Raw genomic sequence first — 11961 nt, 5'->3', positions numbered from 1 at the left:
CAGCGGAGTCGAAGCATCTCTATCGGTGAACTAACTTATAACGCCTAGCAACGAAGCGGCAGAGATGCTTCGACTCCGCTGCGCTGCGCTCAGTATGACGGACTAAACAGGTTCGATTTCAAATTATCTTTTTGATAATCTGACCACTTAGTAAGCTGCGCATGGCCCGCTGGCAGGCGGCTTGTTATAAGACTGTTCGCTAGCTAGCTGACAAAGAAGATAGGAGAACGCAACTGGCAAGCCGCCTTTTCGTGCGCCGCGCCCGGCAACCAACCCCGCGCCGAACGGGTAGGAAGGCTACCCTTTCTTTCCATTTTCCTTTTCCCCATGAACACAGAAGACCTCAAGCAGCTCATCAAAGACGGCCTATCGGCCCAGCAAGCGGGCAGCAAAGTAGCCGCCAAGGCCACCGCCGAAATCCTGGACGATGCTACCAACCCGGAGCTCAAAACCCTGCTCCAGCGCGGCAACGAAACCTCCAAGCAGTGGGAGCAACGCCTAGAACAGGCCATTGAAGAGGCCGGCGGCGTCGAGGAGCAAGACAACGAAATCGTGGAAGCGCACTACGAGGTGAGCAAGGAAATCCGCAGCCAAGCCGACACCGACGAGGTGCGCGACCTGGGCATCATCGCCAGCGGCCAGATGGCGCTGCACTACTGGATTGCCTCATTTGGCACGGTGGCCTCGTATGCCGAGGCCGCCGGCCTCACCCAAACCGCTGAAAACCTGCACCGCTCGGTAGAAGAAGCCAAGCAGGCCGACGAGCAGCACACGGCCCTCGCCAAGCGCCTGCTGGCGGCCGGCTAAGCACTTGCCGCTCAAAGAAGCAGCCCCCGGCTCTGGTAATTTCTACCAGAACCGGGGGCTGTTTTTATAGATGGAGGAGAGTGGCTAACCCTGCTTTGCGGGAGCTTCCAATCCTACGCCGCGCTACTGATGAAAGCCAACAATCAGCATTTTACGTCGTAGCGGTCGAGCATCATCACCTTGTCCCAGGCTTTCACGAAAGCCTTCACGAAGCGGGCGTGGCCGTCGCTGCCGGCGTACACCTCGGCCACGGCGCGCAGGTGGCTGTTCGAGCCAAATACGAGGTCGGCGCGGGTGGCTACGTAGCTCTTTTTGCCGGCCACGCGGGGCTCCAGCGAGAAGGTGAGGCCGGTGGCGTCGGCCTTCTGCCACTCGTAGTCGGTGCTGGTGAGCACGGTGAAGAAGTCGTTGGTGAGCACGCCCACGCGGTCGGTGAAAATGCCGTAGGGCGAGCTGTCGTGGTTGGCATTCATGGCGCGCAGGCCGCCGGTGAGGGCTACCCACTCGGGCGCGGTGAGGGCCAGCAGGTGCGCTTTATCGAGGAACATCTCCTCGGACGAAACGCCCCGCGAAATCTCGCTGAAGCCTTTGCCGAGGTAGTTGCGGAAGCCATCGGCCACGGGCTTGAGCCAGGTAAACATCTCGATGTCGGTCAGTTCCTGCGTGGTGTCGCGGCGGCCGGGGGTGAAGGGCACTTCGGTGGGCACGCCAGCATCGGCGGCGGCTTTCTCCAGGGCGGCGCAGCCGCCCAGCACGATGAGGTCGGCCAGCGATACCTTTTTGCCGCCGGCGGCCGAGTTGTTGAATTTCTCCTGCACCTTGCGCAGCGCCTCTACCACGGGCACCGTGCGGCGGTTCACGGCCCAGTCTTTTTGCGGGGCCAGCGCGAGGCGGCCGCCGTTGGCCCCGCCGCGCTTGTCGCTGTGGCGGTGCGTCACGGCCGCCGAGAAGGCCGTGAACACGAGGTCAGAAACCGAGATGCCCAAGCCCATAATTTCTTCTTTCAGCGCCTTCACGTCGGCGGCGTCGATGCTGGCGTAGTCAGCCAGCGGAATGGGGTCTTGCCAGAGCAGGTCGTCTTCGTTGCGCTTTTCAGGGCCAAGGTATCGCTCACGCGGGCCCATGTCGCGGTGGGTCAGCTTGTACCAGGCTTTGGAAAATGCCTGCGTGAAGGCGTCGAAATCACCCAGGAATTTCTCGCACACCTTGCGGTACTCGGGGTCGAGCTTCAGGGCGATGTCGGTGGTCATCATCATCAGCCGGTTCATCTGGCCGGGGATGTGGGCGTCGGGCGTTTTAGGCGCGTTCTCGTCCACGGGCGTCCATTGCAGGGCACCGGCCGGGCTGTGCTCCTGCTTCCACTCAAACTTGAATAGGTTGGTGAGGTAGTCGTTGTCCCACTGCGTGGGGTTGGGCGTCCAGCTGCCTTCGATGCCGTTGGTCATCGTGTTTTCGGCGTTGCCGCTTCCCTTAGGATTGTGCCAGCCCAGGCCCATGAGCTCCATCGGCGCGATTTCGGGGGGCATCCCGATTTCCTTCGAGGGCACCATGCCGTGGCTTTTGCCGAAGGCGTGGCCGCCCGCGATGAGGGCCACCGTTTCTTCGTCGTTCATGGCCATCCGTGTGAAGGTCACGCGGATGTCGTGCGCCGAGCCCAGCGGGTCGCCGCTGGCGTAGGGGCCTTCGGGGTTGACATAGATGAGCGCTTGGTGCGAGGCGGCCAGCGGGTTTTCGAGGTCGTAGTCGGCGTCGCCGTTCTGCCCGCGCCAGCGCTTGTCGCGGTCTACCATCTTGTCGGGCGCCTCGGCGGTGCGCAGGTCATGGATTACCTCGGGGCCCCAATAAGTGGAGTTGTCGGCCTCCCAGGCATCGTGCCGGCCGCCGGCGAAGCCGTAGGTCGGGAAGCCCATGATTTCGAGGGCGCAGTTGCCGGTGAGCACGATGAGGTCGGCCCACGAGAGGGCGCTGCCGTACTTCTGCTTGATGGGCCAGATGAGGCGGCGCGACTTGTCGGTGTTGCCGTTGTCCCACCAGCTGTTGATGGGTGCAAAGCGTTGCAAGGCTTCGCCCGCGCCGCCGCGGCCGTCGGCGATGCGGTAGGTGCCGGCCGAGTGCCAGGTCATGCGTATCATCTGCGGGCCGTAGTTGCCGTAGTCGGAGGGCCACCAGTCGACCGACGAGGTCAGGAAGCCTTTGATTTCCTGTTTCAGCGCCTCCAGGTCGATTTTGTTGAATGCCTCGGCGTAGTTGAAATCTTCGCCCAGCGGGTTGGCCTGCGGGCCGTTCTGGTGCAGCTGCTCCACCTTCAGGCGGTTGGGGTACCAGTCGGACAGCGCGGGCGGCGTGCCATCGACCCCGCCGATGCGGTCGCCGCCGAAGGGGCACTTGCCTTGCATGTGGTAGGACTGGGTATTGGTTTTGTCGTGGCTGAGGTGCAGCATATTTGGATTATGAAGAGGAGAGGGCGATTGCAATAGGAAGGAGCTATAAACTGATAGAGAGCCGAAACTAATCGCTGCCACCAAGCTATTCTCCGCCTTGCAGACTTACTTTTTTGACGTCTGCCGCCCAGCTTACGTTTAGCCCAACGGTAATGTTTGGCGGGCCGGCCATTAGGTTGCGCGCGGGCTGTTCCTACCTTTGCCCGACACCAACCCCCCACCCCCTCTCATGGCTACCGTTGCCCAAAATTCCGTCGTAACGCTCACCTACGACCTTTCCGTAACCGACGAAAACCAGGAAAAAGTACTCGTCGAACAAGCCGAATCGGACGAGCCGATGGTGTTTCTGTTCGGCCACAGCGGCCTGCCCGAAGAGTTTGAGCGCCAGCTAGATGGCAAAAATGAGGGCGACTCGTTCAGCTTCTCGCTCACGCCCGAGCAGGCCTACGGCGACTATGACCAGCAGGCCGTGGTGCAAATTCCGAAGCAGGTTTTTGAAATCGATGGCAAAATCGATGACCAGATGCTCGAAGTGGGCAACTACCTGCCCATGGCCGATAATGAAGGCAACCACATGCAAGCCAAGGTGGTAGAAGTCGGCGACGAGATGGTGACCATGGACTTCAACCACCCGCTGGCCGGCATGGTCATGCACTTCGATGGCAAAGTGGAGGCCGTGCGCCCCGCCACCGCCGAGGAGCTTGAGCACGGCCATGCCCACGGCGAAGGCGGCCACCACCACTAGGCTAGCTACGTAGTTTTTTGACAAGAGCCACCTGAGCAATCGGGTGGCTCTTGTTTTTTAATGGGTTGCGCCCGCCCCGACTGATGCCGGGCGCGGCGTACTAGTTTTGCGGGCGCAAGCCGCATCGGCCTGTTTCCCTACCTCATTCCATTCGCCCCATGTCCACCACCCCCGCCCCCAGCCTGCAAGACCAGGAAAAACAACTCGCCGCCGCCGCCGCCCTGCGCTGGGTGCGCGATGGCATGGTGCTGGGCCTGGGCAGCGGCAGCACATCGGCGCAGTTCATCACGCAGCTCGGCGCGGCCGTGCAAAACGGCCTCAAAGTGCAGGGTACCGCTACTTCGCTAGCCAGCGAGGCGCTGGCCCGGCAGTTTGGCATTCCGCTGCTGGAGCCCCGGCGCGGCCTGCGCTTCGACCTCACCGTAGACGGGGCCGATGAGCTCGACGGCCAATTGCGCCTCATAAAAGGCGGTGGCGGCGCGCTGCTGCGCGAAAAAACTATCGAAACGGCCTCCGACTACCTGCTGGTCGTGGCCGATTCCTCCAAGCTGGTACCCACGCTGGGCCGCTTCCCGCTGCCGCTGGAGGTAATACCTTTCACCCTACCCTGGGTGCTCGACGCGGTCGCCAAGCTAGGCGGCGCGCCCGTGGTGCGCCCCGCCGTGGGCGACGCCAGCGCCGAGTATTTCACCGACCAGCGCAACAACATCGTGGACTGCCACTTCGGCCAAATCGCTGACCCCGAGCGTCTGGCGCGGCAGTTAGAGCAAATTCCCGGCGTAGTAGAGCACGGGCTGTTTCTGGGTTTGGCCAAGGCGGCGATAGTCGTGCAGCATGGCGAGCCAATGGTGATTAAGCCCGGCGAGGCGGCGCGGCCGGCTAGTACGTTTGAGTTGCTGCCCTAGCGCGGCTACCCCACCCCCCGGTTCCACCTCGCTTCATGCGCGACATCCTCTGGGAGGGGGGAGCCTGCTGTAGCTCGATAATACTAATACAGAAAAGCTTGTAGCACAGCTACAAGCTTTTTCTATTTCTCTTTAGCTAAAATGACGTTCGGCTCCCCCTCTCCCGGAGGATGTCGCGCATGAAGCGAGGTGGAACCGGGGGGTGGGGTAACTGCGCTAGGGCAGTTTCTTAGCCGCCGCCTCGTCCAGAAACCACTGCACCGCTTCGCCATTGGTCGGCTCGATGAGCTGCGCCGGGTACTGTTCGATGTCCTGCTTCTGCCCCAGCACTTGCGCCACGGCGGCGGCTTTGTCGGCCCCGTAGACCAGGAAGGCTATGGCCCGCGCCTGGTTGATGAGCGGGGCCGTCATGGTAATACGGTACACCTGCTGCTCGGGCAGCCATACTTCCTTCACGCTCACCGACTTATCCTGCAACACCGGCGTGTGCGGGAAGAGCGACGCCGTGTGCGCGTTGTCACCCAGACCCAACAGCACAAGGTCAAATTTGGCTTTTTTCTCCCCAAAAAACTCTTCAATGTCCACACAATATTGGGCGGCGGCTTCGGAAGGCTCCTGCTCGGTATCGACCGCAAAAATTTGCGCGGGGCGGATATTCAATGGGTCGAACAGCGCCTTCTTAGCCATCAGATAGTTGCTCTCGGGCGAGGTATGCAGCACGTTGCGCTCGTCGCCAAAAAAGAAATACACCTGCTCCCAGGCCACGCGTGCGCGGTAGGCGGGTGAGGCCAGCAGCTCGTAGAGCTTTTTGGGCGAGCTGCCGCCCGAGAGCGCCACCGCAAATCGGCCGCGCCGCGCGATGGCCTGCCCGGCCCGGTCGATAAAATAGTCGGCCAGGGCGTGCAGCGTTTCGTCGGCCGTTTTGGATATGTGTAAGTCCATGAGGGTCTTGGAGGAAAAGTAAGTTAGGGGGCGCAGTTTCGAAGTTGTTGAGCGATGTAGAGACGCAATATTTTGCGTCTGGCGTCAGGGTACGTTACACCGGTAGCGAACTCTGGCGCCAGACGCAAAATATTGCGTCTCTACATCTTTCGCAAGCTCCACCCTACTACTTCTTAGTTTCGAGCGGAATGGTAAACCAGTGGTAGCCATCCTTGGCCACTAGTGCCTCGGCGGCTTCCGGCCCCCACGAGTCGGCCGAGTAGTTGGGGAAATTCTGGCTGATGCGGTTTTCCCACGAGTTCAGGATGGGCATCACCAAATCCCAAGCCTCTTCAACCTGGTCGCCGCGCATAAAGAGCGTTTGGTCGCCAAGCATTACGTCGAGCAGCAGGGTTTCGTAGGCCTCGGGAGCCTGAGCCACGTAGGTGCCTTTGTAGTCGAACACCATGTCCACGGTGTTCAGCACCAGGTCGACGCCGGGGCGCTTGGCTTGCACTTGCAGGCGAATACTCATTTCGGGCTGAATGTTGATAACCAGCCGGTTTTGCCGCCGCGTCTCCGCCGTTTCAGCCGGAAAGATGAAGTGCGGCACGTCTTTGAACTGAATCGTAATGACCGACGCCGAGCGGTGCAGTCGCTTGCCAGTACGCAGATAAAACGGCACGCCCTGCCAGCGCCAGTTATCCACGAAAAACTTGATGGCGGCAAAGGTTTCGGTGTTCGATTGCGGGTTTACGCCCTGCTGCTCAGCCTCCTCGCGGTATCCGGGCACCTGCTTGCCCTCAATCCAGCCGGGGCCGTACTGCCCGCGCACGGTGTTGTCGCGCACGGTTTCGGGCGTGAAGCGGCGCATGGCGCGCAGCACGTCCACCTTGCGGTTGCGCACTTCCTCGGCCGTGAAGTTGGTGGGGGGCTCCATGGCGATGGTGCACAGCAGCTGGAGCAAGTGGTTCTGAATCATGTCGCGCAGCGCGCCCGAGCCGTCGTAGTAGCCCAGGCGGTCACCCACGCCAAGTTGCTCAGTCACCGAAATCTGCACGTGCTCGATGGCGTTGCGGTTCCAGAGCGGCTCCATAATGGCATTCGCGAAGCGGAAGGCCATGATATTCTGCACCGTCTCCTTGCCCAGGTAGTGGTCGATGAGGTAAAGCTGCTTATCCTGAAAAATGCCGTTCAGGAGCTTGTTCAGCTCTTTGGCCGACTCCAAATCGTGGCCAAACGGCTTCTCAATCACGATGCGCGCCCGGTCGGCGTCGGCCGTGAGACCGGCCTTGGCCAGGTTTTCGGCAATGACCGGAAAGAAATTGGGCGCTACCGCGAGGTAGTAAATGACGTTGGCCGGCGCTTTCCACTCGTCTTCCAGCTCCTTGATATGGTCAACGAAAATCTGGTAGGTATCGGCGTTTTGCACGTCGGCCGGGTAGTAGTGGATGTGGGGGCCAAAGCCCTCCCACTTGTCGTCCTTGGTTTTGCCGCTGCGCGAAAACTCATCGATGTCCTTGCGCATCCGCTTCTCAAACTCCTTGTCGGTAAGCTTACTGCGGCCCGTGCCGATGAGGGCAAACTGCTCGGGCAGCCAGCCTTCGAGGTACAGGTTGTAGAGCGCCGGAGCGAGCTTACGGGCGTTGAGGTCGCCGGTGCCGCCGAAGATGACGAAGATGGTCGGCTGCGATTTTATCTTAGTGTTCATGTTAAAAGTGCTTAGTGCTTGGTGCCTAGTGCCTGGTACTTAGATAGTAGTGCTCAGTGCAGGCGGCTAGGTCAACTTGTCCTAAGCACCACGCACTAAGCACTATGCACCAAAGCCTACTCTTTCGGCACGGGCGGCTTCTGGTTGGCCTGCTCGCCGGCCGGGGCCTCGGGCGTGCTGCGCAGGCCCGTCCATTGCGTGTGGAAGGTGCCTTCCTTACCGATGAGCTCGTAAGTATGCGCGCCGAAGTAATCGCGCTGAGCCTGAATGAGATTAGATGGCAGGCGGCCCGTGCGGAAGGCGTCGAAGTAGCCGATGGCCGAGGTGTAGGCCGGCACCGGCAGCCCGGCCCCGATGGCGGCCACCGCCACGGCCCGCGCCCCGCCGGCCGACTCCTGCACCAGCTTTTGCACCGCGCCATCCAGCAGCAAGTGCGCCAGTTTGTTATCGCCTTTAAAGGCGTTGTAGATGTCGTTTAGAAACTCAGAGCGGATGATGCAGCCGCCGCGCCAGATGCGAGCAATAGTCGCCAGCTTGAGGTCGTATTTGAACTCCTCCGAGGCCCGGCTCAGCATGTGCATCCCCTGGGCATAGGTAATGACCATGCTGAAGTAAAACGCCTGCTCCAACTGGTTCAGCAGCTCGTCTTTATTGCCGGCCAGGTGCCCGGCGACGGGCTGGTACTGCTGCCCCAGCTGCTCGCGCAGCTGTTTGTATTTCGAGAGGTCGCGCATCGACACGGCTGTGTCCACGGTCGGAATGGGCGCTTGCAAGTCCATCGCCACCTGCGAGGTCCACTTGCCGGTGCCCTTGGCGCGGGCCTCGTCCTTGATGTCGTTGAGCAGCAGGTGGTCGCTGTCAGGGTTTTTGAAGGAGAAAATATCCTTCGTGATGTCGAGCAGGAAGGACTTGAGGCGGCCGTTATTCCACTTGGTAAATACCTCGCAGATGGCCTCATCGTCCAGGCCCAGGCCGGTTTTGAGCACGCCGTAGGTTTCGGCAATCAGCTCCATCAGGCCGTATTCGATGCCGTTGTGAACCATCTTCACGAAGTGGCCGGCCGCGCCGGGGCCCATGTAAGCCACGCAGGGCTCGCCGCCCACCTGAGCCGCGATGGCGTCGAACACGGGCTCCATCACCTTGTAGGCGTCGGCGTCGCCGCCGGGCATCATGCTGGGGCCGAAGCGGGCGCCTTCCTCGCCGCCGCTCACGCCCATGCCGAAGAAATGCAAGCCTTTTGCTTCCAGTTCTTTATCGCGGCGCTCAGTGTCTGTATAGTACGAATTGCCGCCGTCGATGAGGATGTCGCCGGGGCTGAGCAGCGGCGACATTTCGGCGATTACGCTGTCAACGATGGCCCCGGCGGGCACCAGCATCATGATGGCGCGGGGCGTTTTGATGCTTTTTACAAACGCGGCGGGGTCGCTGAAACCCTTGACGGGCTTACCTTTACCTTCCTGGCCGAGCAGGTCAATTTGCTTCTGGCTTTTGTCGTAGCCGGCTACCGCGAAGCCGTGGTCGGCCATGTTCAGCAGCAGGTTGCGGCCCATTGTGCCCAGGCCAATCATGCCAAAGGTGTAGTCCGTGGGAGTGTCGCTCATCGGGAAAATCGAGGTGGTGAAAGAAAGTAAAGTCTGGTAAAAAGTGGCTATACGTAAGAACGGCCAGCCGTTTGGTTTTTAGAGGTAGAGACGCAATATTTTGCGTCTTGCGTGAGGGTAGCGTGTACTTAAAAAGAAAGCAACTCAATCTGTCCTTGATGCAGGGCCAACGTGCCCTGACGCCAGACGCAAGATATTGCGTCTCTACTGCTCAGTAAACGCCTGCAGTTCCGGGAAAAATGCCCGAAAATCGGCCTCGTACGCCGCGTAGTTATGGCGCAGCTCCGCGCCCGCCATCTCCATACCCGAGCCCGGCGAGGCGCGGCGGCTCAGGCCCTGCAAGGCCCGCTCGATGCCCGCGATTTCGGCGTAGCCGAGCAGCCAGTTTTGCTGCACCAGGTACGGGAAGAAGCGCTGCACCGGGGCCGGAAATTCGGCCGCCCGGCCAGCGAGCACGCTGTATACGCGCTGGGTAAAAGCGGGCAGGCTTTCGGTGGAAAACTCACTGAAATTGGCGGCCAGGAAATGGTCGTAGAACACGTCGGCCACTACGCCGGCGTACTTGCCGGTGCCGGCCGCGCGCAGGCGGGCGGTGCTGCGGCGCACTACGGGGTGCTGGTCGGTGAAGGTATCGATGGCGCGGTGCGCTCGGATACCCACCTGCACCTCAGCCGGATAGCGCTCTAGCTGGCGGCCGGGCACCGAGTCGGCGATGAACTGGCCCAACAGGTGGCCGGCGTAGGGGGGCGCGGTGGCATCGGGGCCGGCCAGGAGCAGATGAGCCAGAAAATTCATAGCGGCCGCGCCGGGCGTGGGGCCGGCGCTGAGGTAGTAACCGCTAAACCAGAAACGGGTTCGGCCGTAAGCACAAGCCCCGGCCGGACCCGCGCGGCCCGGCGGTTTTTGTTTTTCCCAACGTTTCTCTTCCCATGTCTGATACCCAAACGCCCGTCACCCACGACCTCGGTAAGCTGTTCGAAAAAATTAAGGATGTCCGCATTGCCATGCTCACGACCTACGACGAGCAGCACACGCTGCACAGCCGCCCAATGGCTACTATCAAGCCCGAGGCCGATGGCTCGCTGCTGTTCCTCACCGACAAGGACTCGGCCAAGGTGTACGAAGTAAAACAGGATAACCAGGTGAACCTGAGCTACTCTAACCCCAGCGACAACGTGTACGTGTCGGTATCGGGCACGGCCAGCGCCTACCGCGACGAAGCCAAAATTGCCGAGCTATGGAGCGAGGATATGCGCGCCTGGTTTGCCAAGGGCAAAGAAGACCCAAACATCATGATTCTGAAAGTAACCATCGACAAAGCCGAGTACTGGGACTCGCCGAGCGGCCTGCTGAGCCGCGCCTACGGCTACCTGCGCGCCGTGGCTACCGGCGAGCCCAGCAAGGATGATGATGTAAACCAGCACGCGCAGGTGAAGGTATCGTAAGTGCCTGCCAGGCCTGCCGGCGCGGGGCTCTGCCCCGTGCCAACAGTGAGCCAATCCGTTTTACAAAAAGGCCGGAAGCAATTCCGGCCTTTTTTGTTACCTAGGGGCAAGCTTTGTTTCCATGCTCACGACCATCACCCTTTTTACCCTGCTATCCGGCCAGCGACGCTGGGGCCTGGCCCAAATGGGCACCTCGCCCAGCACACTCAAAAAGGTAGCGGGCCTACGCTTCTTCCAGCTACTAGGCAGCGGCGCGGCCAATGGCTTCGGTTTCCTACCCAACCTCGACCGCTACGGCTTCCTGGGCGTGTGGGACTCGGCCGAGGCGGCGGCGGCCTTCTTCGAAACGCATCCGCTGTGGGCCGACTACGAGCGGCGCAGCCGCGAAACCTGGACTGCCGAGCTGGCTCCGCTGCGCTCGCACGGGCTTTGGGATAAGGTAAATCCGTTTGATTATCAACCAGAAGACGCGGCTTCGCCGGAGGCCGATGGACCGGTGGCGGTGCTCACGCGGGCCAGCATCCGGCTGCGGCGGGCGGCGCGGTTTTGGGGCTATGTCGAGCCCACGAGCCGGGCGCTGGCCGAGGCGCCGGGCGTGCAGCTGGCCATCGGGCTGGGCGAGCTGCCGCTGGTGCGGCAGGCCACGTTCAGCGTCTGGTACTCGGCGGCGGCCATGCAGCACTACGCCTACCGCGATGCGCGGCACCGCGAAGTGATTCAACTCACGCGGCGCGAAGGCTGGTACGGCGAGGAACTATTTGCCCGCTTTCGGGTGCTAAGCAGCCGGGGCACAGTAGACGGCAAAGCGCCGCTGCGCAATGCAGCAGCAGACGCGCCGGCGCGGTAAAGGCCGCCCCGGCCCAACCCAATTTCACCACCGCCCGTATCTTCGCATCAACCCCCGAAACCTCATCTATTCACTCTCTGCTGCCCTTTTTAGCCATGCGACAGTACGATAACCTGGACGACGACGACCTCGACGACGACGATAAGCTTGACACCTTTGCCCGCACCGGCGGGGCTAAAACCCGCGGCTCGGGCGAAGACCAGCTCTCGGCCAAATACGCCGACTACCTGATGTGGCGCGACACGGGCTCCTCGCACGACGAGGCGCTCGACTTAGCTGCTATGACCGAAGAAGAATTCACGACCGCCGAAGCCGCCGAAGACCCCGACGGGGCCAGCGGCATGGGCTCGCTCGATGATGACGATGACCTCGATAATGACGACGAGGACGATGACTTCGGTAGCAGCTCGCGCAGCCGCAGCCGGAACGATGATTATGACAGCGACTATTAGGGATATTGCTTCGTTGTTAGTGCTTGGTGCCTAGTAAAAAGTGTGCCGCTCAACGTCCAGATAAGGATTGTTGAGCGGCACACTTT

General features: G+C 61.2%; 11 protein-coding genes. 6 read left to right on the top strand and 5 right to left on the bottom strand.

All coding sequences use genetic code 11. The features are described from left to right. The first annotated feature begins 327 nt into the window (after positions 1-327). Complete coding sequence (locus tag VFO93_RS07005) at positions 328-807, top strand: ferritin-like domain-containing protein (protein WP_325133635.1); 480 nt, start codon at positions 328-330, stop codon at positions 805-807. A 143-nt stretch (positions 808-950) separates the two neighbouring features. Here VFO93_RS07005 and katG read toward each other — a convergent pair whose 3' ends face one another. Next, positions 951-3248, bottom strand: a complete 2298-nt coding sequence (katG, locus tag VFO93_RS07000; protein ID WP_325133634.1) for a catalase/peroxidase HPI — start codon at positions 3246-3248, stop codon at positions 951-953. Between the two features lie 229 nt (positions 3249-3477). Here katG and VFO93_RS06995 point away from each other — a divergent pair, with 229 nt between their 5' ends. Beyond that, the gene (locus VFO93_RS06995; RefSeq protein WP_325133633.1) at positions 3478-3993 is read left to right on the top strand and encodes an FKBP-type peptidyl-prolyl cis-trans isomerase; all 516 of its coding nucleotides are present in this window, start codon (positions 3478-3480) and stop codon (positions 3991-3993) included. A gap of 158 nt (positions 3994-4151) precedes the next feature. Then, positions 4152-4898, top strand: a complete 747-nt coding sequence (rpiA, locus tag VFO93_RS06990) for a ribose-5-phosphate isomerase RpiA (RefSeq protein WP_325133632.1) — start codon at positions 4152-4154, stop codon at positions 4896-4898. Positions 4899-5114: 216 nt separating this feature from the next. Here the strand turns inward: rpiA and pgl are convergent, their stop codons facing one another. The 4 genes from pgl to VFO93_RS06970 all read right to left on the bottom strand — a co-directional run bounded on the left by pgl (position 5115) and on the right by VFO93_RS06970 (position 9926). Next, the gene (pgl, locus tag VFO93_RS06985) at positions 5115-5840 is read right to left on the bottom strand and encodes a 6-phosphogluconolactonase (protein WP_325133631.1); all 726 of its coding nucleotides are present in this window, start codon (positions 5838-5840) and stop codon (positions 5115-5117) included. Between the two features lie 166 nt (positions 5841-6006). Continuing rightward, on the bottom strand, positions 6007-7530 hold the full coding sequence (gene zwf / locus VFO93_RS06980) for a glucose-6-phosphate dehydrogenase (protein WP_325133630.1): 1524 nt from the start codon (positions 7528-7530) through the stop codon (positions 6007-6009). Between the two features lie 116 nt (positions 7531-7646). Next, positions 7647-9131: an NADP-dependent phosphogluconate dehydrogenase gene (gndA, locus tag VFO93_RS06975; RefSeq protein WP_325133629.1), complete on the bottom strand. Its 1485-nt coding sequence runs from the start codon at positions 9129-9131 to the stop codon at positions 7647-7649. A gap of 204 nt (positions 9132-9335) precedes the next feature. After that, positions 9336-9926: an acyl carrier protein phosphodiesterase gene (locus tag VFO93_RS06970; RefSeq protein WP_325133628.1), complete on the bottom strand. Its 591-nt coding sequence runs from the start codon at positions 9924-9926 to the stop codon at positions 9336-9338. A 134-nt stretch (positions 9927-10060) separates the two neighbouring features. Here VFO93_RS06970 and VFO93_RS06965 point away from each other — a divergent pair, with 134 nt between their 5' ends. From VFO93_RS06965 to VFO93_RS06955, 3 genes are all read left to right on the top strand, one after another. Continuing rightward, the gene (locus VFO93_RS06965) at positions 10061-10576 is read left to right on the top strand and encodes a pyridoxamine 5'-phosphate oxidase family protein (RefSeq protein ID WP_325133627.1); all 516 of its coding nucleotides are present in this window, start codon (positions 10061-10063) and stop codon (positions 10574-10576) included. Between the two features lie 121 nt (positions 10577-10697). After that, entirely contained in the window at positions 10698-11423 is a 726-nt protein-coding gene (locus tag VFO93_RS06960) for a spheroidene monooxygenase (RefSeq protein ID WP_325133626.1), read from the top strand. 95 nt (positions 11424-11518) lie between these two features. Next, on the top strand, positions 11519-11875 hold the full coding sequence (locus tag VFO93_RS06955) for a hypothetical protein (RefSeq protein ID WP_325133625.1): 357 nt from the start codon (positions 11519-11521) through the stop codon (positions 11873-11875). Positions 11876-11961 lie beyond the last annotated feature (86 nt).

The organism is Hymenobacter sp., assembly GCF_035709525.1.
In the GTDB taxonomy this organism is placed as follows: Bacteria; Bacteroidota; Bacteroidia; order Cytophagales; family Hymenobacteraceae; genus Hymenobacter.
The sequence above is the reverse complement of the archived record's forward strand: the minus strand, read 5'-3'. Positions and strand labels throughout refer to the sequence as shown.